General features: G+C 73.6%; 13 protein-coding genes. 5 read left to right on the forward strand and 8 right to left on the reverse strand.

The features are described from left to right. On the forward strand, positions 1–531 hold the full coding sequence (locus L3078_RS05800) for a hypothetical protein (protein ID WP_239751488.1): 531 nt from the start codon (positions 1–3) through the stop codon (positions 529–531). Here the strand turns inward: L3078_RS05800 and L3078_RS05805 are convergent, their stop codons facing one another. Then, positions 532–1,110, reverse strand: a complete 579-nt coding sequence (locus L3078_RS05805; protein ID WP_239751490.1) for a 3'-5' exonuclease — start codon at positions 1,108–1,110, stop codon at positions 532–534. Positions 1,111–1,205: 95 nt separating this feature from the next. Between L3078_RS05805 and L3078_RS05810 the strand changes: the two genes are divergently transcribed. From L3078_RS05810 to L3078_RS05820, 3 genes are all read left to right on the forward strand, one after another. Beyond that, the gene (locus L3078_RS05810; RefSeq protein ID WP_239751492.1) at positions 1,206–1,520 is read left to right on the forward strand and encodes a VOC family protein; all 315 of its coding nucleotides are present in this window, start codon (positions 1,206–1,208) and stop codon (positions 1,518–1,520) included. Positions 1,521–1,605: 85 nt separating this feature from the next. After that, positions 1,606–2,865 (forward strand): MFS transporter, encoded by a 1,260-nt coding sequence (locus L3078_RS05815; protein WP_239751495.1) that lies wholly within the window; start codon positions 1,606–1,608, stop codon positions 2,863–2,865. Continuing rightward, positions 2,862–3,242 (forward strand): antibiotic biosynthesis monooxygenase family protein, encoded by a 381-nt coding sequence (locus tag L3078_RS05820; protein WP_239751496.1) that lies wholly within the window; start codon positions 2,862–2,864, stop codon positions 3,240–3,242. The genes L3078_RS05815 and L3078_RS05820 overlap by 4 nt, the downstream gene beginning before the upstream one ends. Positions 3,243–3,265: 23 nt before the next feature. Here the strand turns inward: L3078_RS05820 and L3078_RS05825 are convergent, their stop codons facing one another. Both L3078_RS05825 and L3078_RS05830 read right to left on the reverse strand, forming a co-directional pair. Further along, on the reverse strand, positions 3,266–3,802 hold the full coding sequence (locus L3078_RS05825) for a hypothetical protein (protein ID WP_239751498.1): 537 nt from the start codon (positions 3,800–3,802) through the stop codon (positions 3,266–3,268). Positions 3,803–3,811: 9 nt separating this feature from the next. After that, positions 3,812–4,219 (reverse strand): nuclear transport factor 2 family protein, encoded by a 408-nt coding sequence (locus tag L3078_RS05830; protein ID WP_239751500.1) that lies wholly within the window; start codon positions 4,217–4,219, stop codon positions 3,812–3,814. An 80-nt stretch (positions 4,220–4,299) separates the two neighbouring features. On the opposite strand from L3078_RS05830, the gene L3078_RS05835 reads away from it, so the two are divergent. Further along, on the forward strand, positions 4,300–4,875 hold the full coding sequence (locus L3078_RS05835) for a PadR family transcriptional regulator (protein ID WP_239751502.1): 576 nt from the start codon (positions 4,300–4,302) through the stop codon (positions 4,873–4,875). Positions 4,876–4,948: 73 nt separating this feature from the next. Here the strand turns inward: L3078_RS05835 and L3078_RS05840 are convergent, their stop codons facing one another. The 5 genes from L3078_RS05840 to L3078_RS05860 form a co-directional block, all read right to left on the reverse strand. After that, on the reverse strand, positions 4,949–5,737 hold the full coding sequence (locus L3078_RS05840; RefSeq protein ID WP_239751504.1) for an SGNH/GDSL hydrolase family protein: 789 nt from the start codon (positions 5,735–5,737) through the stop codon (positions 4,949–4,951). A 111-nt stretch (positions 5,738–5,848) separates the two neighbouring features. Further along, positions 5,849–7,150: a diaminobutyrate--2-oxoglutarate transaminase gene (locus tag L3078_RS05845; protein WP_239751506.1), complete on the reverse strand. Its 1,302-nt coding sequence runs from the start codon at positions 7,148–7,150 to the stop codon at positions 5,849–5,851. Positions 7,151–7,185: 35 nt separating this feature from the next. Continuing rightward, on the reverse strand, positions 7,186–8,205 hold the full coding sequence (locus L3078_RS05850; protein ID WP_239751508.1) for a TauD/TfdA family dioxygenase: 1,020 nt from the start codon (positions 8,203–8,205) through the stop codon (positions 7,186–7,188). A gap of 48 nt (positions 8,206–8,253) precedes the next feature. After that, the gene (locus L3078_RS05855; protein ID WP_239751510.1) at positions 8,254–8,463 is read right to left on the reverse strand and encodes an MbtH family protein; all 210 of its coding nucleotides are present in this window, start codon (positions 8,461–8,463) and stop codon (positions 8,254–8,256) included. 113 nt (positions 8,464–8,576) lie between these two features. Continuing rightward, positions 8,577–25,142, reverse strand: coding sequence for a non-ribosomal peptide synthetase (locus L3078_RS05860; RefSeq protein ID WP_239751511.1), 16,566 nt, complete (start codon positions 25,140–25,142; stop codon positions 8,577–8,579). Position 25,143 lies beyond the last annotated feature (1 nt).

Consider the following 25,143-nt stretch of genomic DNA (forward strand, 5'->3'; position numbering starts at 1 on the left):
ATGGCCATGTTGTGTGGGTCGCGGGGCGGGTTCGGTCTGGAGTTCCACGTCGACCAGGACCCGGGGCTGCTGTGCGTCGATGTCTTCGTCGGCGGGCTTCATGTGAACACGTGGGACAACGCGTTCTACCCGCCCCTGCTGGTCAAGAAGCTCAAGGACGAGCTCGCCCGCTTCCGTACGCCGACCCCGCCGCCGGTGGACTTCACCTCGCCGTCCGATTCCTTTCGCACCGCCGAGAGTTGGATGTACGGCGATGCCGGCACCGAGGCCGAGCCCGGGGCGGCGCTCGCGCGGTGGGAGTTCCTGGAGTGGGGGGAGTGCACCGACGAGGTGACGGCGTTCGCGTTCCCTGACGGGGACCGGGTGCACCTCGCTTGCCGGCTGCGTGAGGAAGACGGCGCCGTCTCGGGCACCGAGGCCCGGCACGAGCCCACGGTGGTGTCGCTGCACCGGACGGTGTTCGTCGAGACGCTGGAGCGCGGCCTCGCCATCGCCGAACGTGAGTGGGCCGCCCGGCGGTCCACGCGTTGATCAGGCCTTCGCCGGCCACGCCTCGCGGTCCAGCAGATCGAGGACGAGTGCCGCGATGTTCCACGCGTCGTCCTCGCCCCGGTGATGGCGTCCCTCGAGCGGCAGTCCCGCGATCCGCAGCGCCTGGCTCATGCCGGGCTTCTTGCGCAGTCCGTAGGCCGCGGTGAACACGGCCTTGGCGTTGGTGTGCGTGCGCTCCGTCGGATAGCCGAACGGGTAGGCCACGCCGTCGGCCTGACTCTGCCGAGCGAACTGCCGACGGTCGTACTCGCCCCAGCTCGCCCAGGGCCGCTCCCCCGCCCCGTGCTCCTCGACGAGGATCCGGCACGCCTCGGCGAAGGTGACGCCCTGTTCCACCTCGGCCTGCGTCAGGCCGGTCAGTTCCGTGCAGAAGTCGCTCACCGCCGAGCGGACGGGGCGGACCAGGACACGGTGCCGGGACACACGACACCGTGCCGACACGTCCACGACGGTGAGACCGATCTCGATGATCTCGTGCACCGAGCCGGGCGGCGGTTGTCCGTCCCAGCAGGTGGCCTCCACATCGATGACGTTGAGCAGGGTGGTTTCGTGACGCATGGGGACGAGGGTAAGGACGCGTGCGCGGCTCCGGCATCTCGATTTCCTGTCGCGCTACCGTTGCGCGTCGTCCCACGAGAGCGCCGGGAGTGCGCATGACCGACTCGGCTACGGCCCGCGTGACCTTGCTGGTGTTGTACTCGCCCCGGCTCGAGGAATGCCGGCGCTTCTATCAGGACCTCGGCCTGGACTTCACCGCGGAGCGACACGGCCGGGGTCCCGAGCACCATGCCGCCGTCCTGGGCGACGGTACGGTCTTCGAGCTCTACCCGGCCCGTCCGGACCGGCGGACGGACGCGCTGCGGCTGGGCCTGGCCGTAAACGGCGCGAGGGCCACTCCCCCACTCGCCCGGGGGCGCCATCTGCTCACCGACCCGGACGGCCGCACCGTCGAGGTCCACGCCACCTGAACACCGCGCACCGGCACGGTCGTCGAGCCGCGCCGGTCCTAAAATCCGTTGACGGGCGCGCCGGCCGGCCCGGACGATCAAGCGCGTGTCTGCCGCCCTGGCGCCGCTGCGCCACCGCCCGTTCCGTCACCTCTTCATCGGTACGACGGCCAATCTGCTCGGCAACGGAGTGGCGCCGATCGCCCTGGCGTTCGCCGTCCTCGACGCCACCGGCTCGGTCGGCTCGCTCGGGTTGGTGGTCGGCGCCCACTCCCTCACCAGCATTCTCTTCCTGCTGTACGGCGGGGTGTTGGCGGACCGGCTGCCGCGCGGCCCGCTGCTGGTCGGCAGCAGTGTGGTCTGCGGCCTGAGCCAGGCGGTGATCGCCGCCCTGGTCCTCACCCACAACGCCGCCATCCCCCTGCTCATGGTGCTCGCCGCGGTCTCCGGCGCGTCAGGTTCCTGCTATCAGCCCGCCGCCCAGGCGTTGTTGCCGCAGACCGTGCCGGCCGAGTCCCGCCGCGCCGCCCTCGCGCTCTCCCGCATCGCGGGCAGCAGCGCGGTGGTCGTGGGCGCCTCGCTCGGCGGCGTCCTGGTCGCCGCGATCGGCCCGGGCTGGGGCCTGGCCGTCGACGCGCTCAGCTTCGCGCTCGCCGCCACGTTCTTCGCGCTGGTCCGCGTCCAGGCCGCGCCGCCCGCGCCCAGCCCCGGTGTGGTGCATGAACTGCGCGTCGGCTGGCGGGAGTTCACCTCCCGCAGCTGGGTGTGGGTGATCGTGGTGTGCTTCTGCTTCCTCAACGCCGGCCTCACCGCCTCGTTCACCGTCCTCGGACCGGCCGTCGCCGACAGCACCGGGATCGGCCGCAGCGGCTGGGGCCTGGCCCTCGCCTCGGGCTCGCTCGGCGCGGTCGCCGGCGGCGTCCTGTCGCTGAGATGGCGGCCCCGGCGCGCGATCCTGGTCGGCTGCGCGCTGATGGGTCTGACGGCGACGATCCCGCTGCTGCTCGCGCTCGCCCCGTACACCTGGCTGCTGGTCGTGGCCAACTTCGTGGCGGGCGTGGGCGGCGAACAGGCCGGCGTCGCCTGGTACTCGACCCTCAACGAGCAGATCCCCGAGGACCGTCTTGCCCGCGTCTACGCCTACGACGACCTCGGCTCCTACCTCGCGCTCCCGCTCGCCCAGTTCGCCGCCGGGCCCGCCGTGCTCCTCCTCGGCCTCCAGGCCACCCTCTACGCCGCCGCCGCGCTCATCCTCCTCGCCACGCTCGTCATGGTCGCCACCCCGTCCATCCGCGCGCTGGTCCCGGGCGCAGCGCGGCCGCAGCCCGCCGCGGAGTGCGTCACGCCCCGTACGGTGGAGTCATGAGCGATCACTCCGACGCGGCTGTCGTGCCCGTCCAGGCCTATGAACCCCCTTACTACGCGGTCGTGTTCACCACGGTGCGCACCCCGGAGCAGGAGGGGTACACCGAGACGGCCGCGCGCATGGAGGACCTCGTGAAGGACATCCCCGGATACCTGGGGATGGACCATGCGCAGACCCCCGGCGGGCTCGGCATCACGGTCAGCTACTTCCGTGACGTCGACGAGCTGACGCGGTGGCGTGACGACCTGGAGCACCGCGCGGCGCAGAAGCGCGGGCGGGCCCAGTGGTACCAGAGCTACACGCTGCATGTGGCGAAAGTGGAGCGGAGCAGCGGATTCACGCGAGCGGAGGTCGCGCAGGGCCCGACGGCAGACTGACAGGGACGACGGGACGGACGGGGTCAGCGGGCGGTGGCAGCGACAACCGCCGCGAGGTCCTCGGCCGACTCGGGTGTGAGGCGGTAGAACCCCTGGAGGCTGACCGCCCGCTGCAGACGGCCGTCCACCACGTACTTCAGACCCCTGGTCTGTCCTCGGCGGTTGCGCCAGGTCAGTCGGCCCAGGAGCTCGCCGGGTATCGCCATGTCGAAGCGCACGGGCGTGGCGTCCACGTGCACGGCCTCGGCGCCGCAGCCGCCCGCGCCGAGCGCCGCCCAGTCGTGGTGCCCCGGGAAACCCGCGTCCCGCCAGGTCGCCGGAGCGGCGCCGCAGCAGCCGCGCCGCTCCCTGTCGACCACGCGCATCCGGCTCACCAGCAGCACCTCGCCCCGGTTCACGTGCAGCGCGTACACCTCGTCCCCGGGGCGGGCGCCCGACCAGGCGGGCAGCGAGGAATGGACGCCGCTGAACGCGACGGGCGGGCGCTCACCCTCGCGCCCCGCCGCGCGCAGGGCACGGCATGTGTCATGGGTCCACAGGACCGTGAAGGCATCGGACATGCCGCGATCCTACGAACGGGCACTGACACCGTCGGCCGCCTCCCGGGCGATCCGGTCGAACTGGGCGCCCATCGCCTCGGACAGGGCCTGCGCGGCAGAGAGGGGGCGGACCATCACCGTGAACTCGTCGATCTTCCCCTGGTCGTCGAAGTGCAGGAAGTCGCAGCCCTGGAGCTGCTTGCCGGCGATGGTCGCGGTGAAGACGAAGGCGTGGTCGCGCCCGTCGGGGTTGGCGATCTCGCGGACGTAGGTGAAGTCCTCGAAGACCCGGGACACACCGCGCAGGATCGCGGCGGTCATCGCCTTGCCCGGGTACGGCTTGAACGCGACCGGGCTGGTGAAGACGACGTCGTCGGCCAGCAGGGCGGCGACGGCGTCCATGTCGCCGTTCTCCACAGCCTCACGGAAGGCGTGCATGAACCCACCTCTCACAGGGATCTATATACAAGGAATTGATTAGGTGAGGAGGAGAGTAGCAGCACTGCTAGCGTGTGCTCATGGCTTTGCGGAACGCGGTGATGGCCGCGCTGTTGGAGGGCGAGGCGTCCGGGTACGACCTCGCGAAGGCGTTCGACGCGACGGTCGCCAACTTCTGGATGTCGACTCCCCAGCAGCTCTACCGGGAGCTGGAACGCATGGAGGCCGAAGGGCTGGTCACGGCCCGCGTCGTCGAGCAGGAGCGCCGGCCCAACAAGCGGCTGTTCTCACTGACCCGGGCCGGGCGCGAGGCCGTGCACGCCTACACCGCCGAGCCGCCCGGGAAGCCGGGGGTGATCCGGGACGAGCTGATGGTCAAGGTGCAGTGCGTGGACGTCGGCGACAGCGAGGCCGTGCGGGCCGCCGTCGCCCAGCGCATGGAGTGGGCCACCGCCAAGCTCGCCCGCTACGAGAGGCTGCGCCAGCGCCTCCTCGACGGGCGCTCGGAGGAGGCGTACTTCGCCGAGGCGGAACGCGTCGGACCGTACCTCACGCTGCTGCGCGGGATGGCTCTGGAGCGGGAGAACCTGCAGTGGGGGGACATGGCCCTGCGCCGACTCGACCAGCGCGCGGCCGCCGCGCGCTCACGCACCTAGCGAGGCCGTCGCAGCGCACACCGGGCGAGGCCGTGTCGTACGGAGGGCGAGGGCGAGGGCGCCGGGCGTACGCCTAGCGCGCGGGCGCGGTCACCGGCAGGAGGGTCGGTCTCTTGGCCCGGCGGCCGTCGCCGGAGGAGCGGCCGCGCAGGCGGCGGCCGAGCCAGGGGCCGAGGAAGGCGCCGGCCCAGCGCACCTCGGCGCCCACGGCCCGCCAGGCGGCGGCGTCCGTGCCCTCGGCCGGAAGGGGGTGCGTCCAGGTGTCGTCGCTGCCGGGCAGTTCGAGCGCCTGGGCCACGGCGGCCGCGATGCGCGCGTGCCCCAGCGGACCGGCGTGCAGCCGGTCCGCGCTCCACAGCCGTGGATCGGTCACGACGGGGTGCGCGGCCGTCTCCGCGACCAGCACGCCGTGGCGGGCGGCGGCCTCCCGTACGCGATCGTTGAGCGCGAGCACGCGGCGGCCGATCGGGCGGGCCAGCGGAGTGATGCGCCCCACGTCGGGGGCGGTGAGGGTCACGACCGTGGCGCCCTGGGCGGTGAGGGCGGCGAACATCGCCTCCAGGTGGCCGGCCACCTCGTCGAGGTCGACGCGCGGGCGCAGCACGTCGTTGACCCCGGCGACGACGGTGGCGAGGTCGGGCCGCATCGCGAGTGCCGGGGCGAGTTGTTCGGCGCGCACCTCTCCGGCCTTGCGGCCGCGTATCGCGAGGTTGGCGTAGCGCAGGCCGGGGCGGTGACGGTCGAGCAGCTCGGCGAGCCGGTCCGCCCAGCCCCGCAGACCGCTTTCGTCGTCACCGTCCCCGAGCCCCTCGGTCTGACTGTCGCCCAGGGCGACATAGCGCAGATACCCACCGCTCGGCACGGACCGACCGCCTCTCGTCGACGCCGGCGGCCCGGTGGCGCCGACGGTTCACCGTCTTGCTGGTCAACGATGCACCTAGGTGCATCGTTGACTAGGAAGATAGCAGCCGACTCACGGCCGCGCAGTGGGTGCCGGGACGTCGGAGGCCGTGGCGAGGACCGCCTCGCCGAGCACCTCGGCCACCTCCTTCCACTCGATGAGGGACATCGTGAGGGGCGGCAGGAGTTTCAGTACGTGTCCCCGCCCCGAGGTCTCCGCGACGATCCCGGCGCGGAACAGCGCACGCCGCACCCCCTCGGCGGTGTCCGCGTCGGCGAACCGCAGCCCGCTCATGGCGCCCTTGCCCACCACGTCGGCCGTCTGGGCCGGGAGGGCCGCGACCAGGCCGTCGAGGCTGGTGCGGATCGCCGAGGCCAACTGCTCGGCGTGATGGGTGAATTCGGGGTCGGTCCAGTGGTCCAGGGCCGCGGAGCCCGCAACGAAGGCGAGGTTGTGGCCGCGGAAGGTGCCGTTGTGCTCGCCCGGCGCCCACCGGTCGATCTCGCGGCGGATCAGCAGGGCCGCCATCGGCAGCCCCATGCCGCTGAGCGACTTCGACAGACACACCAGGTCGGGGCGGAGTCCGGGGGTGTCCTCGAAACTGAAGAAGGTCCCGGTGCGGCCGCAGCCCGCCTGGATGTCGTCCACGATCACCAACGCGCCCACGGCGTCGGCGAGTTCACGGATCCGTACGAGCCAGTCGTGGGGGGCGGTGTGCAGGCCGCCCTCGCCCTGGACGGTCTCCAGCAGGATCGCCGCGGGCGGGGCCGTCCGCGCGTCCCGGCCGAGGGCCCGTTCCAGGGCGGTGACGGGGTCGGTGCCGTCCGGGTGGGCCGCGTCGCCGTAGGGCAGGATCGTGACGTCGGTCAGCGCCACCCCGGCCGCTCCGCGCAGCAGCGGGGAGGTCGTGGCGGCGAGGGCGCCCAGGGACGCTCCGTGGAAGCCGCCGGTGAAGGCGATCACCTCGGTGCGGCCGGTGACCTTGCGGGCCAGCTTCAGCGCGGCCTCCACCGCGAGTGTCCCGGCCGGGCCCGGGAACTGCACCACGAAGTGGCCCAGTCCCCGGGGCTCCAGGACCAGGCCGGTGAAGCGTTCCAGGAAGTCGGCCTTCGCGGTGGTGTGCAGGTCCAGCGACTGGACCGGCCCGCCGGCCGCGAGGTAGGCCGTCACCCGTTCGACGATCGCGGGCGGGTTGTGGCCGTAGTTGAGGGAGCCCGCCCCGCAGAGCAGGTCCACGTAGCGACGCCCGGTGGTGTCCCACAGGTGGTGTCCGCTGGCGCGTTCGAAGACCACCGGGAAGTCGCGGCAGTAGCTGCGTACGTTCGACTCGTGACGTTCGAACACCGTACGGGGCGTCCGGTCGGCCTCGGTCATGTCAGCACGTACCTTTCATCGATTGCGGAGCCGCGTCACTTGACCAGGACCGTTCCGTCGCCGGGACGGTGGTCGCGGGAGCGGCGGAGGTCGCTGAACGCGAAGGTCCGCTGGAGCCAGCGGTCCGCGCCGTCGTAGCGCGGGGTGAACGCCGAACGTCCGTGCAGGGTCACCCTGTTGTCGACCACGGCGAGGTCTCCGGGACGGAGCAGCACCCCCGTGTACGTCGCGTGGGCGACCGTCGCCAGTTCGGTGAGGGCGGCCCGGCCTTCGGGGGTCAGGGCCCGGGTGGCCGCCTCGTCGAAGCACAGGTCCGGGTCCTCGGGGTCGCCGGTGAGGACGGCGTGGACGGTGCCGGTGTCGCCGCGGCCGAAGGACGGGGGTGCCTGGGTGACGTACTCGGGGCGGCCGAGCGCCTCGCGGGTCGCGGGGGTCAGCCGGGGCAGTACGCGCCGGACACAGCTGGTACGCAGCTCCGCCACGCCCTCGTGGTCGGGGCGCAGGCACAGCAGCATGACGTAGTCCGGGCGGTGGGGGTGGAAGGCGTTCTCGGTGTGGAAGGTGAGCTCGACCGAGCCCACGTTGCCCTGGACCTCCTCCTCCCCCGGCACCGGGACCACGTCCTGGACCAGGGCGCCGGACTTCTCGGCCGCGAACGCGGCCGGATCGCCGAGCCCCGCCGCGAACAGCAGCAGGGTCGCCGCGGGCAGTGACGGGACGCGCTGCACCGAGCCCTTCACCATCGGGGTCGGCGGCAGGTCGGCGGCGCCGATGGGCAGGCGCCGCAGGACGAGGGCGCCGTCGGGGCCGGAGTTCCTGCGGAACTCCCTTACCAGCCGCCTCACTTCGGCCGGGGCGTCCTCCCAGGCGTGGCGGGCGAGGGCCGGCCAGTCGGGGTCGTCGACCCGCTCCCCGGCCCGGTCCAGCAGGCCACCCGTCACCAGGGCCAGTGCGGCCAGGTCGGGGGCGCCGAGGCGGACCGTGCCGTCGCCGGGCGTGGGGTGAGGGGTCCGCGCCGGGCTCGCGGGCGCCGTCGTCGATTCGACGCTGATCACGTCGTGTTCACTTCCGTTCCGTGCGTCGCGTGGGGTGACGTGGGGTGGTCAGGCGTTCATGGCGTCGATGAGGCTCTTGGGTCGCAGGTCGGTCCACTCGCGCTCGATGTGGTCGAGGCAGGCGGGGCGGGTGTCCGGGCCGTAGGCGGTCGTCCAGCCGGCGGGTACGGCCACGGAGTCGGGCCACAGGGAGTGCTGGCCCTCGTCGTTGACCAGGACCCGGTAGGTGCCGTCGGGGTTCTCGAAGGGGTTGGTCATGGCGGGTCGCTGTTCCTTTCAGGAGCCCGGGAGGCACTTCGCCTCCCGGGTGTGGGTGTGGGGTGTGAGGCCCCGGGTAGCGGGCCGCAGCGAGGCGGTCCGCGCGGCTCGCGTCAGCGTTCGACGAAGGCCCAGTAGCGGGAGATCGCGTCCTCGTCGATGTCCGGGATCGCGACCGCCAGGTCCCGCAGTCGCTGGAGCGTCCGGTCGTTCTCGAACGCCAGGGTGGGCCGCCCGGGGTCCGGCGCGTTCCTCGCGTGCTCTTCGAGAGAGGCCTGGTAGGGCAGGATCGGCAGGTCCTCGCCCCGTTCGCTCGCGCGCCGCAGGCGCCGCAGCCATGCGGTGAGCGGGACCGCTTCGGTCACCGTCCCGTGCGCCCGGTCGTATCCGCTCATGAAGGCATCGATTCCGACCCGGTGCGGGTGGTGGAGGTGGTGCACGCGGGCGGTTCCGGTGCCGGTCAGGATCAGCCCCACCACGGCGCGGGCCAGGACGTCGACGGGGAGCAGTGCTTCCTCCCCCTCCGGCCCGGCCGGATGGCAGCCGAGCGCGGCGCTGCTGGTGAGCAGTCGGGAGAACATGTCGTCCGTGCTGACGGCACCGGTCGAGGTGTGTGCCCAGATCCGGCCGAGCCGGTGGATGGCGCCGGTGGCCCCCCGCTCGAAGGCACGCTCGACCAGCCGGTCCGCGACCCATTTGCTCGCCGCGTAGCCGTCGCCGAACAGGTGCCTCTCGCCGTCGATCAGAGAGTCCTCGCTGACCAGCCGGGAGTCCTGGCCGGGCCCGAACACACCGAGGGTGGAGAGGTGGTGGAACGCCTTCGGGCGGCCCTCGGCAGCCAGGCGCAGCAGGGTTCGGGTGCCCTCCACGTTGGCCGGCTTCAGCAGGCCGTACGGCGAGAGGTGATGGACGTGTGCGCCGCTGTGCACGATCGTGTCGACGCGCTCGCGCAGGTCCGCCCAGTCCGAGGGGTCGAGGCCGAGGTCCCCTGCGGCCAGGTCGCCCCGGACGATGTTCAGCCGCGCCTCGTCCGACGCGGGGCCGAGGTCGATGCCGTAGCGCAGCAGGGTTCCGGTCAGCCGCCCTGCGGCCTCGGCGTCGGTCCGCGCCCGGACGAGGCAGTGCACGCGCGCCGACGTCCGGTCCAGCAACTCCGCCAGCAGGAAGGCTCCGACGAACCCCGTGGCCCCGGTCAGCAGGATCTCCCGGGGGCCGTCGGCGTCCGGGGCGGCCTGCCGTGCGTCGGGTGGGCCGGCGGGGGACGCGCCGGACGTGAAGCGCAGGGCGGGGCTCAACTCGGCCTCCGAGTCCGGCACCCACGACGCGGGGCGCGGTCCGTCCTCCGTGAGGTGGCGGGCCAGTCCCGCCGGGGTGGGTGCTCCGAGGAGCGCCGACAGGCTGAAGCGGATGCCCACGGTCTCACCGATGCGGCCTGCCAGCCGGGTGGCGAGGAGGGAGTGGCCGCCCAGCGCGAAGAAGTCGTCGTCGGCGGAGACCTCGGGCACGTTCAGTGCCTCGGCGAACAGGGTGCACAGCTGGGTCTCCAGTGGGGTGCGCGGTGCCCGGCCGGTGCCGGCGGCGACGTCCGGCGGGGCGGGCAGCCGCCTGCGGTCGAGCTTGCCGTTGGGGTTCAGTGGGACTTCGGCGAGCTCGATGATGGTGGAGGGGATGAGGTGGGCGGGGAGGGTCGTGGCGAGCTTGGTTCGTAGGGCGTCGGGGTCGAGGGAGTGGTTCGTTGGCTGGGTTGCATCTTCGCCGCGGGTCAGTGGGGGCTGGTCGCGCAGTTCCCCGCGCCCCTGGAGGGGCGCTGCTTGCCCGGGGGTTGCGAGTGGGACGACGTAGGCGACCAGGCGTTGGTCGCCCGGGCGGTCCTCTCGGGCTATTACCGCGGCCTGGGCTATGCCGTCCAGTGCCGTCAGGGCGGACTCGATCTCGGCCGGCTCTATGCGGTAGCCCCGGATCTTGACCTGGTCGTCGACGCGGCCGGCGTATTCCAGGAACCCGGCGCGGTTCCAGCGGGCGCGGTCGCCGACGCGGTACATGCGGGTGCCGGGCGGGCCGTAGGGGTCGGCTACGAAGCGTTCGGCGCTCTGGGCGGGCCGTCCGGCGTAGCCGCGGGCGAGTCCGGCGCCTGCGAGGTACAGCTCGCCCCACACCCCGTCGGGGACGGGCTGGAGGTGGTCGTCGAGCACGTACACGCGTGTGTTGCCGATGGGGCGGCCGATGGGCACCGGGCCCGCGCCGAGGTCGTCGTCGGGTTCGATGCGGTGGACCACGCAGCCGACGGTCGCCTCCGTGGGGCCGTACTCGTTGACCACCACGGCCCCGGGGTGCCTGGCGCGCCACGCCTGGAGGGCGGTGCCGTCGAGGGCCTCGCCGCCGATGACCAGGTTGCGGGCGTCGCTGACGCGGTCGGGCAGGGAATCCAGCAGCCGCAGATGGCTCGGGGTGACCTTGAGCAGGTCGGGGGTCTCGGTGTCGTGGTCCAGGTCCGCGAACCGCACCCGGCCGCCCGTGACGAGCGGGGTGAACAGGGTGGTCACCGGCATGTCGAAGGCGAGGGAGGTGTGGACCAGGGACTCGCCGGACGCGGCCGGGTACATCGTGGCCGCCTCGCTCAGATAGGCGGCGAGCGAGCCGTGTTCGACGACGACTCCCTTGGGGCGGCCGGTCGATCCGGAGGTGTGGATCAGGTAGGCGGCCTGGTGAGGGTGGACGGGCAGGCCCAGGTCGTCGTCGGGGACATCGTCCAGGGCGACGGGGAGGGTCTCCTCGTCGAGGACGATCCGCGCCGCCGCGTCGGCGACCAGCGCGTCGATCCGTGCCCGCGGGTTGGCCGGGTCGATGGGCAGATAGGCCGCGCCGGTCTTCAGGACCGCGAGCAGGGCGACGACCACTTCGGGGCGGCGCGGCAGCACGACGGCGACGACGGTCTCGGGTCCGGCGCCGAGCGCGATCAGGTGCCGGGCGAGCTGGTTGGCGCGGCGGTTCACCTCCTCGTACGTCAGCTCCGTACCGTCCGCGACGACGGCCACGGCGTGCGGGGTGCGGGCCACCTGTGCCTCGAGCATCTCCGGCAGCGGTGCCCCGGGCAGCGGGCGGTCGGTGTCGTTGCGGCGGACGAGCGTGTCGTCGCGTTCGGCGGGGGTGAGCAGGGGCAGGGCGTGCAGGGGGCGTGCCGGGTCGGCGGTCACCTCCTGGAGCAGGCGCGTGTAGCGGGTGGCGACGCTCTCGGCGGTGGCCCGGTCGAAGAGGTCCGCGGCGTACTCGACCGCTCCGGACCAGCCGCCGTCGCCGGTCTCGACGAGCGTCAGCGACAGGTCGAACTTGGCGTGGTCGCCGGGCACGTCCCCGACGGTCACCGTGAGGCCGGGGAGTTCGGGTGCGACGGGCTCCTGGTTGACCGTCAGCATGACCTGGAACAGGGGGTGTCGGGAGCGGGAGCGCGTCGGGTTGAGGACCTCGACCAGGTGCTCGAAGGGCACGTCGGTGTGGTCGTACGCCGCCACGTCCGCCGCGCGCACCCGGTCGAGGAGTTCCTCGAAGGTGGGGTCGCCGGAGGTGTCGGCTCGCAGCACCAGGGTGTTGGCGAAGAGCCCGACGAGGCCTTCCAGCGCGGTGTCGGGACGGCCCTCCACGGGGGTGCCGATCACGATGTCCTCGCCGGCGCCGAGCCGGGTCAGGAGGGTGACGAGCGTGGCGTGCAGCACCATGAAGGCGCTGGCGCCCCGGTCGCGGCCGAGGGCGTCGACGCGGCCGCGCAGCCCGGCCGGGACCGTGAACGGCACCGTGCCACCGCGCCGGGAGGCGATCGCGGGCCGGGGCCGGTCGGTCGGCAGCTCGATCTGGTCGGGGATCCCGGCCAGCTCCCGCGTCCAGAAGTCGACGCGGTCCGGGGGCAGTTCGCGCTCCCACAGGGCGTAGTCGGCGTACTGGACGGGCAGCGGGGTCCAGTCGGGGGCGTGGCCGGCGAGGCGGGCGGCGTAGGCCGTGGAGAGGTCTTCGGCGAGGGGCCGCATGGACGAGCCGTCGCCCGCGATGTGGTGCAGGAGCAGCAGCAGGGCGTGTTCGCTGCCGTCGTCGGTGAACAGCACGGCCCGGAGCGGGAGTTGGTGGTCGAGGGAGAACGGCGTCCGGGCCGCCTCCGCCAGCCCCGTGGCGAACCCGGCGGGGTCGCAGGAGCGGACCGCGAAGCGCGGTTCGGTGTCGACGACGACCTGGTGCGGGCCGTCCGGCCCCTCGGCGATCACCGTGCGCAGCACTTCATGGCGCTCCACCAGGTCGCCGAAGGCGTCCCGCAGGGCGTCCCGGTCCAGGGTTCCGGTCATCCGCAGGACGACGGGGATGGTGTACGTCTGCGACGGGCCGTCGAGCCGGTCGAGGAACCACATCCGCCGCTGCGCCGCCGACAGCGGCACCCGGTCGGGGCGTTCGCGCCGGACGAGCGGGGGTCGGGGGGCCCGTGTCGGCCGGTCCGACAGCAGGTCCGCGAGTCCGGCGACGGTGGCGTGCTCGAAGACCTCCCGGATGGACAGCTCCGCTCCGAGGTCGGCGCGGATCCGGTTGACCAGCCGGGCGACGAGGAGGGAGTGGCCGCCGAGCCGGAAGAAGTCGTCGTCGGCGAAGACCTCGGGCACTCCGAGGACGGTGGCGAAGAGGTCCGCCACCCGGCACTGAAGGCCTTCGGCGGGTGTCCTGCCCGTGCCCTCGGCGGTGCGGTCCGGCGCGGGCAGTGCCTTGCGGGCGATCTTGCCGTTGGCGGTCAGCGGCAGCGTCTCCAGCGGGACGAACGCGGAGGGGACCATGTAGTCGGGCAGGACCCGGGCCGCGGCGGCACGCAGGGCGGCCGGATCCGCCGGGTGCCCCTGGCCCGGTACGACGTAGGCGACGAGGCGCTTGTCGCCGGGGGTGTCCTCGCGGACGACCACGGCGGCGGCGTCGATGCCCGACTGGGCGGTGAGGACGGCCTCCACCTCGCCGAGTTCGATGCGGAAGCCGCGGATCTTCACCTGGTCGTCGACGCGGCTGACGAACTCCAGCCGTCCGGCCGCCGTCCAGCGGGCCAGGTCCCCGGTGCGGTACATCCGGGTTCCGGGCGGGCCGAAGGGGTCGGCGACGAAGCGTCCGGCGGTCAGACCGGGGCGGCCGTGGTAGCCGCGGGTGACGAGGTCGCCCGCGACGTAGAGTTCGCCGGCGGTGCCGACGGGCGCCGGGCGCAGCAGCGCGTCCAGCACGTACATGCGGGTGTTCCAGGCGGGCGTGCCGATGGTGACGACACCGGGCGGCACGGGGTCGCCGGGCTCGATGCGGAACAGGCTGCATCCGACGGTGGTCTCGGTGGGGCCGTACTCGTTGAGGACGGTCACGCCGGGGTGCCGGGAGCGCCAGGCGTCGAGGACGTCGCCGAGGAGGGACTCGCCGCCGAGCACGAGTTGGCCGGCCGGGGAGTACGCGTCGGGGACCGCGCTCAGCAGATGCAGATGGGTGGGGGTGGCCTTGACGAAGTCGGGGCGGGTGACGTGGGCGTCCGGGTCGGGGCCGCTCGCGGTCCAGCGGACCAGTTCGACGGTGCCGCCGGAGATCAGCGGGCCGAACATGCCGGTCGCGGTGAGGTCGAAGGAGACCGGCGAGTGGACCAGGACGCGGTGGCGCAGGCTCTCGTACTCGTGGGTGGCCCAGGCCAGGTAGGCGACCAGGGAGCGGTGTTCGACGACGACCGCCTTGGGCCGCCCGGTGGAGCCCGAGGTGAAGATGACGAAGGCGGTGTGGTCGGGCCGGCGGACCACGGCGGTGAGGGGCCCGGAGGGCCGCCGCTGGATCTCCGGGTCGTCCGTCGGCACGACGGGCGCCGCCGTCGACGAGGCGACGCGCGCGGCGAGTTCGGCGGTGGTGACCACGGCGGCCGGTGCGATGTCCTCCAGCATGAAGGTGAGGCGGTCGTCCGGGTGCGCGGGGTCCAGCGGCAGATATCCGGCACCGGTCTTCAGGACGGCCAGCAGGGTCACCGGGACGTCCTCGGAGACCGGCATCAGCACGGCCACGTGGCGTTCCGGGCCCGCTCCCAGGTCGATCAGGTGGCGGGCCAACCGGTTGGCGCGGGCGTCGAGTTCGGCGTACGTCAGCTCGGTGGTGCCGAACACGACGGCCGGTGCGTCGGGGGTGCGGGCCACCTGGGCCTCGATCAGGTCCGTCAGGGTTTGCGTGGGCACCTCGTGGCCGGTGCTGTTCCACTCGGTGAGCAGCAGTCGGCGCTCGTCGGCGTCGACGAGGTCGAACTCCCGTACCGGGCGCCGCGGTTCGGCGGTGACGGCGGTGAGCAGTCGGGTGAACCGCTCCGCGATGCGGGCGGCGGAGTCGCGGTCGAAGAGGTCGGTGGCGAACTCCAGGAGCCCGTTCACGCCGCCCTCGGGCCGCTCGGTGAGGAAGAACGACAGGTCGAACTTGGCGGTGGGTGACGCGACGGGCCGTACCCGTGCCGTGAGGCCGGGCAGGTCGACGGCGAGGTCGAGGGCGGCCTGCTGGTCGGCGCCGCTGAAGTTGAGGCCGGTCTGGAACAGCGGGTGGCGGGCGGTGGAGCGGGCCGGGTTGAGGGCTTCCACAACCCTCTCGAACGGCACGTCCTGGTGGGCGTAGGCGGCCAGGTCGGCGGCCCGCACCCGGCGCAGCACCTCGGTGAAGTCGGGGTCGCCGCTCAGGTCGGTGCGCAGGACGAGGTTGTTGGCGAAGTAGCCGATCAGGGGCGTGAGGGAGTCGTCGGTGCGGTTCGCGACCGGTGAGCCGATGACGATGTCGTCGCCCGCGCCGAGCCGGTGCAGCAGGGTGGCCAGGGCGGCGTGCACGACCATGAAGACGGTCGTGTGGTGCGCGCGGGCGAGCCGGACCAGGGCCTCGTGGACGGCGGGTTCGACCGTGAAGGGCACCGTGTCGCCGCGGTGGGTGGGGACGGCGGGCCGGGGTCGGTCGAAGGGCAGCTCCAGCTGCTCGGGCAGCCCGGCGAGCGTCGTCCGCCAGTGGTCGAGCTGGTGGGAGAGGGTGCTGTCCAGGTCGTCGGGCTCCCCCAGCGACTGTCGCTGCCACACGGCGAAGTCGGCGTACTGGAGCGGCAGTTCGGCCCACGCGGGTGTCTCGCCCCGGCTGCGCGCCGCGTACGCGGTGGTGAGGTCGCGGGCCAGTGGGGCCATGGAGGCGCCGTCGCCGGCGATGTGGTGCAGGACGAGGAGCAGCACGTGCTCGCCCGCGCCGAGATCGAACAGGGTGGCACGCAACGGTGGTTGGGCGGTGAGGTCGAACGGTGTGCGGACGGCGTCGGCGAGCCGCTCGTCCAGCGCGTCCTCGTCGGCGCGGACGACGGTCAGCGGCGGCACGGACGGCAGGACCACCTGGTGGGGGCCGTGCTCGTCCTCGGCAAAGACGGTGCGCAGGGCCTCGTGCCGCCGCGCCAGGTCGTCCAGGGCCGCCGTCAGCGCGGTCACGTCGAGGTCGCCGGAGAGCCGCAGCGCGACGGGCAGGTTGTACGTCGGGGAGGGGCCCTCGAAGCGGTGCAGGAACCACAGCCGTTCCTGCGCGTACGACAGCGGCAGGCGTCCCTCGCGCGGATGTGGTGCGATCGCGGAGCGGCGCGGGCCGCCGGGGGCGAGCCGGGACGCGAGCTTCGCCACGGTCGTCGCCTCGAACAGGACCGACAGTTCGAGGTCGGTGTCGAGGGCGGCGCGGATGCGGCTCGCCAGCCGGGTCACCAGCAAAGAGTGGCCGCCGAGCGCGAAGAAGTCGTCGTCGATCGAGACCTCGGGCACGTGGAGGACCTCGGCGAACAGGCCGCACAGGATCTCCTCCTGCGGGGTGCGCGGGCCGCGCCCGGTGGTGTGTCCGAGGTCGGGGACCGGCAGGGCCTTGCGGTCGAGCTTGCCGTTCGGAGTGAGCGGCAGCGCGTCCAGGGGGACGATCTGGGCCGGGACCATGTACTCGGGCAGTCGGGCGGCGAGCCGGTCGCGCAGGTCGTCGGCGTCAACGGGCACCGTCCCGGCGGGGACCACGTATCCGACGAGCCATTGGCCGTGCACGGCGGCGGCCGCGCGGGCGACGGCCGGGTGGTCGGCCAGGGCGTCCTCGATCTCGCCGAGTTCGACGCGGAAGCCGCGCAGCTTGACCTGGTTGTCGGCGCGCCCGAGGTACTCCAGCTCGCCGTCGGCCGTCCAGCGGGCCACGTCGCCCGTGCGGTACATGCGGGCCCCGGGTGGCCCGTACGGGCTCGCCACGAACCGTTCGGCGGTCAGCGCGGGCCGGTCGAGATAGCCGCGGGCCAACTGGACGCCCTCGACGTACAGCTCGCCGGGCGCGCCGGGGGCGACCGGTGCCAGCGTCGCGTCGAGGACGTAGGCACGGGTGTTGGCGACGGGCCCGCCGATCAGCACGGCCTCGACGTCCGCCGGCGCGGGCCAGGCGGTCACGTCGACGGCGGCCTCGGTCGGGCCGTAGGCGTTGAGGAGCACGGCGTTCTCGTTCGCCGTGAACTCGTGGAAGCGGCGGACCAGTTCGGCGGGCAGGGCCTCGTCGCCGGAGACGACCAGGCGGACAGAGTCCGGCAGCCGGGTCTCGGCCAGGTAGGCGCCGAGCATGGACGCGCTGAGGTGGACGACCGCGACGGACTCCTCCCGCATCAGCCGCTCCAGGTAGAGCGGGTCGCGGTGGCCGTCGGGCCGGGCCACGACGAGGGTGCCGCCGTACATGAGGGTCCAGAAGACCTCCCACACCGACACGTCGAAGCTGACGGGGGTGGACTGCACCACCCGCTCGCCCGGGGCGAGTCGGTGGTCGCGCTGCATCCACCACAGCCGGTTCGCCATGCCCGCGTACGTGTTGACGGTGCCCTTGGGGCGGCCGGTGGAGCCGGAGGTGTAGATGACGTACGCGGCGTTGTCGCCCCGGGCCGTCACCCCCGGCCGCTCCCCGGGCCCCTCGGCGTCGGGCGCGATCCGCTCGAAGCCGTCCACGTCGCGGTCGGAGACCAGCAGCCGGGCGCCGGAGTCGGCGAGGATGTACGCGATCCGGTCGGCCGGGTAGCCGGTGTCGATCGGCACGTACGCGGCGCCCGCCTTGAGCACCGCCCAGAGGGCCACGATCAGGTCGACCGAGCGCGGCAGCATCACGGCGACCCGTGACTCGGGTCCGACGCCCCCCGCGCGCAGGGCGTGGGCGAGCCGGTTCACCCGGGCGTCGAACTCGCCGTAGGTGACGCTCTCGCCCTCGAAGCGGACCGCCTCGGCGTCCGGGGTGCGCCGCGCGTGCGCCTCCAGCAGGTCGACGGCCGAACCCTCGCCGTCGAAGCGGACGGCGGTGTCGTTCCAGCCGGCGAGCACCAGGGCGCGGTCCTCGGTGCCGAGGACGTCCACCTCGGACAGGCGCAGGCCGGGGTCGGTGGTGACGTGCTCCAGGACGCGGACGAACCGGGTCGCGAAGCTCTCGGCGGTGCGGCGGTCGTACAGGTCGGTGGCGTACTCCAGGCGGCAGAGCAGTCCGCCGTCCTCGTGGACGTGGCAGTCGAAGTGGACGTCGAACTTGGCGGTGCCGCTGGTGACCGGGCCGGGGTCGGCGGTGACGCCGGGCAGGTCGAAGCGGGCCTCGGTGAGGTCCAACCAGGCGAGCATCACCTGGAAGAAGGCGTGCCGGGAGCGGGAGCGCTCCGGGTTCAGTTCCTCCACCAGGCGTTCGAAGGGGACGCCCTGGTGGGCGTATGCGGCGAGGCCCGTCTCGCGGACGCGGACGAGCAGCTCCTCGAAGCTGGGGTCGCCGGAGGTGTCCATGCGGTAGACGAGCGTGTTGATGAAGACGCCGACCACGTCGTCGAGGACGGAGTCGGGCCGGTCGGCGATGACACCGCCGAGCGGGATGTCCTCGCCGGCGCCGAGCCGGGTCAGCAGCAGCGACACGGCCGCCTGGAGGACCATGAACGGGGTGGTGCGGGTGCGGCCGGCCAGGTCCAGCATCCGCCGGTACAGCTCCGGGGCGACGGGGAACTCGACGTGGTCGCCGCGGTGGGTGGCCACCGCCGGGCGGGGGCGGTCGCCGGGGAAGGTGACCTCGGGCGGCAGCCCGTCCAGGTGCTGCTTCCAGTACTCGATCTGGCGGGGCAGGTCCGCGGCGAGCGTCTCGCGCTGCCAGATCGCGAAGTCCGGGTACTGGACGGTGAGTTCGGGGTAGCCGGCCGTCGTGTCTCCGGTGCGGGCGCGGTAGCCGGTGGTGATGTCCTCGGCGAGCGGGCGCAGCGAGGCGCCGTCCGCCGCGATGTGGTGCACGACGAACAGCAGGACGTGGGTGTCGGGTCCGGTCTCGTACAGCGTCGTGCGCAGGGGCACGTCGCACGTCAGGTCGAAGGGGCGGGCCGCGTCGGCGGCGAGGTCGGGGGCGGCGTCCCGGACGAACTCCGTGGTGTAGGGCGTCTCGGGCGGCAGGACGACCTGGTGCGGGCCGTCGGCGTCCTCCGGGTAGACCGTGCGCAGCGCCTCGTGGCGGGCGACGAGGTCGGCCAGCGCGCCGGCGAGGGCGTCGGTGTCGAGGGCGCCGGTGAACCGGATCGCGAGGGGGATGTTGTACGTGCCGGAGGCGCCCTGGAGGCGTTGCAGGAACCACATGCGTTCCTGGGCGAAGGACAGCGGGATGCGGCCGGGCCGCTCCTCGGCGGTGATGCGCTTGGCCTGCGGGGCCAGCCGGGTCAGCCGGTCGGCGACACCGGCGACGGTGGGGGCGGCGAAGAGGTCGCGCAGCGACAGGTCGACACCGAACTCGTCGCGGACCCGGTGGACCAGACGGATCATCAGGATCGAGGTGCCGCCGAGCGCGAAGAACTCGTCGTCCACGCCCACCCGTTCGACGCCGAGGACCTCGGCGACGATGGCGCACAGCGAGGTCTCCTCGGGGGTGCGGGGTGCGCCGCCGCCGGCCGGGGCCACGGGGGCGGGGCCGGTCTCCGTGTGCGCGGTGCCCATGACGAGCAGCCGGTCCTCGTCGCTCACCTCGGTCAACTCGGTTGTCCGGCGGTCGAGTCCGGCCGCCGCGCCGTCGAGCAGGCCGGTCAGGAGGTCGGCGAGGCGGGTGACGGCCGTCGCGTCGAAGGCGCCGGCGAGGTAGGAGAAGCGCAGCCGCAGCCGGTCGCCGGGGAAGACGGAGAGCGTGACCGGGTAGTGGGTGCGTTCGACGAGGTCGGCGTGGGCGAGGCGCAGGCCGCCGGCCTCGATGCCGTCGTCCATGGGGTAGTTCTCGAAGGCGACGACGGTGTCGAACAGCGCGTCGAGGCCGGCGGCGCGGGTCAGCTCCGCCAGCGAGACGTGCTGGTGGGCGTGGAGGGACCGCTGTTCGTGCTGGAGGCGGGCCAGCAGCGCGGTGAGTGTCTCGTCCCGGTCGATCCGCACCCGGACCGGCAGGGTGTTGACGAACAGCCCGAGCATCGACTCCGCGCCGGGCAGCTCGGGCGGGCGCCCGGAGACGGTCGCGCCGAACACCACGTCGTCCCGGCCGGTGAAGTCGCTCAGCAGCAGCCCCCACAGGCCCTGGACGACGGTGTTGAGGGTGAGGCGGTGCGCACGGGCCGTCGACGTCAGGGCGTCGGTGAGTTCCTCGGAGAGGACCAGCTCGTGGACGGCGTGCCCGTCGGAGGTGCGGTCGGCACGGGCGAGCAGGGTGGGTGCCGTCAGACCGGTGAGCCGCTCCCGCCACACCTCGGCGGAGGCCTCGCGGTCCTGCCGGTCGAGCCAGGCCAGGTGGTCGCGGTAGGGAGCGGCCGGGGGCAGTTCGGTGCCGCCGTACAGGGTGAAGAGTTCGCGGACGAGCAGCGGCAGGGACCAGCCGTCCAGCAGCAGGTGGTGGTGGGTCAGGACCAGGCGGCGGTCGCCGAGCGCGGTGAACCTGAGCAGGGGCGGCCGGACGACGCTGAAGCCGCGGGCGCGGTCACGGGCGAGGAAGGCGTGCAGATCCTCCTCGTCGCGCTCCTCCCAGGGGACCTTCACGTCGGTGGGGACGACCTGCACGGGGGCGCCGGTCGAGCGGCTGCGGAAGGCGGACCTCAGGTTGGGGTGGCGGTGCAGCAGGGCGGTGGCGGCGGCCCGCATCCGCTCGGGGTCGAAGGCCGTGTCGGTCTCCAGGACGAGCTGGCCGACGTAGGGGTCGTCGGGCTCGTACAGGGCGAGGAAGAGCAGGCCCTCCTGGAGCGGGGAGAGCGGCAGGACGTCGGCGGCGCCGCGGAACCGGTCCAGTTCCTCCTGGGTGATGCGGACGAGGGGCACGTCGGAGACGGTCAGTCCGCCGCGGGTGTGCGGGGCGAGTTCGGTGAGGGCCCGGGTCCACGCCTCGGCGAGGGCGCGTACGTCGGTCTCGCCGAGGACGCCCGAGGGCCAGGTCCACCGGGCGGTCAGCTCGCCGTCGCGGACGTGGGCGTCGATCTGGAGGGCGTGGGTGAGCGCGAGGCCGTCGTCGGCCAGCAGTTCGACGGCGCCCTCGTCGTCGGCGAGACGCCAGCCGCCGAGGTCCTGGGCGTCGAGGCGGCCCAGGTAGTTGAAGGAGATCTGCGGTGTCGGCAGTCCGGTGAGCCGGTCGCGCAGCAGGTCGTGACCCCGGCCGCCGTGCGGGATCGCGCGCAGTTCCTCCTTGGTGCGCTTGATCAGGTGGGCGTCGGTCGCGGTGCCGGGGCCCAGGCGCACGGGATGGATGCGGGTGAACCAGCCGACGGTGGTGGACAGGTCCGTCCCGTCCGGGAGGTGGTCGCGGCCGTGGCCCTCCAAGTCGACCAGGACCGGGCCCTCGCCCCGGTGGCGCTGTACGGCCGCCGAGAGCGCGGCGAGCAGGATGTCGTCCGGGGTGGCCCGGTAGGCGGCGGGCAGGGTGGCCAGCAGGGTGGTGGTGAGGTCGGCCGGGACGGTGACGGTGATCGAGCGGGCGGTGCCGTGGACGTCCTGGGCGGGGTCGAGGGGTCGGCTGCCGAGCACGGGTTCCGGGGTGGACAACAGGTCGGTCCACAGCGGGAGTTCGTCGACGGGGGCCTGGAGCTGTCCGGCCCAGCGGCGCAACGAGGTGCCGGGCGGGGACAGTTCGGCGCCCTTGAGCGCCTCGGTGAGGTCGGTCAGCAGGATGCGCCAGGACACACCATCGACGGCCAGGTGGTGCAGGACGAGCAGCAGTCGGCCGGACGCGAACCACACCGCCCGGACCATCACACCGTCGTCGGGTGACAGGGCGCGCCGCGCGGCGTCCTTCTGTCCGGCCACGTCCTCGTCGTGGGCTCGGCTCAGGCAGTCCTCGGCCCGTACGGCGCCCACGGGCCGGATGTGCCGGCCGCGCATCCGCAGGGCGTCGTGGCGGTCGAGCACCTGCTGCAGGGCGGCGGCCAGCCGGTCGTACGACAGCCCGGGTTCCGTGGTCAGCAGGAGGGACTGGGCGAAGCTGGCCGTGGGGCCGCCGCGTTCGGCGAGGCGGCAGGCCATCGGGGTCTCGGGGAGTTCGCCGACCGGGTCGTCCTCGGCGGACGGGGCGGGGACGGTCGTCGGTGCCGTGGGTGCCGTGGGTGCCGTCGCGGCGACAGCGAGCCGGGCGACGGTGGGGTGGTCGAAGACGTCCTGGGGGGTGAGGCGCAGGCCCTGGCGGCGGGCGCGGCTGACGAGCTGGATGGCGTGGATGCTGTCCGCGCCGAGGGCGAACAGGTCGTCGTCCACGCCGAGTTCGGGACGGCGGAGCAGGGCGGCGGCGAGGGTGTGCAGGGTGCGCTCGGTGGCGGTCACGGGGGCGCGTCCGCTCACCGGGCCGGCCGGGGCGGGCAGGGCGCGGCGGTCGACCTTGCCGTTGGGGGTCACCGGGATCGACGGCAGCGTGAACACGGTGACCGGCACCATGTGGGCGGGCAGCCGCCGTGCGAGGTGGGTCCGGGGGTCGGTCTCGGGGGCGCCGGTGACATAGCCGACGAGCTGCCGGGCGCCCGCGGCGGAGTCGTGGACGAGGACCACGGCCTGCGTCACGCCGGGCACCGACGCCAGGACGGCCTCGACCTCGGCGGGCTCCACCCGCTGTCCGTTGATCTTCACCTGGTCGTCGGCGCGTCCGGCGAACTCCAGGCTGCCGTCGGCGCGGCGGCGCACCAGGTCGCCGGTGCGGTACATGCGGCCGCCCGCGTCCGGGGCGTAGGGGTCGGCGACGAACCGTTCGGCGGTGGCGCCGGGCCGGTCGAGATAGCCGCGCGCGAGCTGGACGCCCGCGAGGTACAGCTCACCCGTGATGCCGTCCGGAACGGGCCGCAGCGCCGGATCGAGCACGTAGGCACGGGAGTTGTGGGTGGGCGTGCCGATGGTGACGGGCTCGCCGGGCGCGCAGGCGTGGGAGGTCGCGGTCACCGAGAATTCGGTGGGGCCGTAGGAGTTGTGCAGCTGTGCGCCGCACTCGCGGTGGAAGCGGTCGGCGAGTTGGGCGGGCAGTGCCTCGCCGCCGCAGCTGACCATGCGCAGCGAGGGGGTCGACCCTGCCTCGTTCTCGGCATGCGCGGCGGTCGAGGCGTTCGCGACGTACGCGGCGTGCTCGTCGTACTCGTCGTACTCGTCCAGGAAGGGGCCGAGCATGGCCGGGACGAAGTGGATGACGGTGACGCGCTCGTCGCGGACCAGCCGGGCCAGATAGGCCGGGTCGCGGTGGCCGTCGGGGCGGGCGACGACGAGGGTCGCGCCCCGGGTGAGGGTCCAGAACACCTCCCACACCGACACGTCGAACCCGACGGGCGTCTTGTGCACGACCCGGTCGGCCGGGGTGAGCCGGTACTCGTCCTGCATCCAGGCGAGCATGTTGGCGATGCCGGCGTGGGTGACGACGGTGCCCTTGGGGCGGCCGGTGGTGCCCGAGGTGTGGATGACGTACGCGGCGCCGTCCCCCCGCGGGACGACGCCGGGGTTGGTGTCGGGCTCGCCCTCGCCGAGGGTGCGCACGGTGTCCTCGTCGAGCACGAGTGCGGCGCGCGAGTCGGCGATCAGGTAGGCGATCCGGTCGGCCGGGTAGCCGGTGTCGACGGGTACGTACGCGGCGCCGGTCTTCAGCACGGCCCACAGCGCGACGATCAGGTCGAGCGAGCGCGGCAGCTTCACCGCGACCCGCGACTCCGGCCCCACGCCCTTGGCGCGCAGGGCGTGCGCGAGGCGGTTGACCCGGGCGTTGAGTTCGCCGTACGTCAGCCGCTCGCCCTCGAAGACGACGGCCTCGGCGTCCGGGGCCTGGGCCTCGAAGAGTTCCACCAGGGAGCGCGGGTCGGTGGCGCGGGCGGTGGCGTTGCGGGCGTGGAAGCGCTCCCGCTCCGCGTCGTCGAGCAGGTCGAGGGCGCCGATGGGCAGGTCGGGGCGGTCGGTGGCGGCGGTGAGGAGGCGGGTCCAGCGGTCGCGGTGGGCGGCGGCCGTGGCGGGGGTGAAGCGGCCGGGGTGGGCGTTGACGGTCAGCTCGATGCCGTCGCCGGCCTCGGGGTCGCCGAACGCGTGCAGGGCGAGGTCGCGCACCGGGCCGGAGGCGAGCTGGTGTGCCGTCGCCTCGGTGGGGCCGAAGGGCAGCCGGGCGGAGGCGAAGGAGAGGACGTTGACCGACGGGCCGCTCAGGGCCCCCGGGTGGGCCGTGGCGGCGAGGTCGCGGCGGAGTGCGTCGTGCGGGTAGCGCTGGTGGCGGCCGGCCTCGGCGAGGCGGGCGGCGACGCGGTCCAGGAGTTCGGTGAAGGTGGTGGAGTGGTCGACGGGGATCCGCAGCGGGACGTCGTTGACGAGCATGGCGGGCGTGGCCAGCGCCCGCGGGCTGAGGCGGGCGGCCATGAACACGCGGACGACCACGTCCTGGGCGCCGGTGACGCGGTGGGTGTGGGCGACCATGGCGGCGATCACCGGCAGGGACCAACGGGACCCGGCGAGCGCGCGCACCCGCGCGGCGGTGGCTTCGGGGAGGCGGCCGGTGGCGGAGGGCAGGCTGGGCGCGAGTCCGGTGGCGCCGGAGGCGAGTGCCGGGTCGGTCTCGTGGGAGCCGGGGCCGGTGACCGCCGGGCCGGCTGTCGCGGAGCCGAGTTCGGTGGAGTCCGGCAGGTCGGCGAACTCCCGTCGCCAGTAGGCGCCGTCGCGCTCCCTGCGGGCGGAGCCGAGGTAGGCGTGCTCCTCGTCCAGGACCTCGCGCAGGGTGCCGAAGCCGCTCGGGGGCGGCTGTTCACCCGCCGCCAGCGCCGTGTAGACCTCCAGCAGACGGCGGCAGTGCAGGACCTGGCCATAGCCGTCGAGGAGGATGTGGTGGTAGCGGAAGTGGAGCCAGTGCCGGTCGGGGCCGAGGCGCAGCAGGGTGTGCCGGAAGAGCCGGTCGGCGGTGAGGGGTACCGGCCGGGCCTGATCGGCGTCGATCCAGGCGCGGGCGGCGGCGGCCGGGTCGGCCGCGCCGTCGAGGTCGACGTACTCCAACTCCCCCTGGACGGACGGGTCGACGCTCTGGTGGACCGTCTCCCCGTCCTCGTGGAAGCGGACCCGCAGCGCCTCGGTCTCGGCCACGGTCCGCTCCACGGCGCGGGCCAGCAGGGCGCGGTCCACCGGTCCGGGGACGTCGTAGTAGATGCCGCAGGTGTACAGGGGGCTGTCGGGGGCGAGGCGCTGGGCGACCCACACGCCGTGTTGGGCCGCCGTCAGGGGCAGGGCAGAGGTCATC

Origin of the sequence: Streptomyces deccanensis (assembly GCF_022385335.1) — a bacterium.
Classification (GTDB): Bacteria; Actinomycetota; Actinomycetes; order Streptomycetales; family Streptomycetaceae; genus Streptomyces; species Streptomyces deccanensis.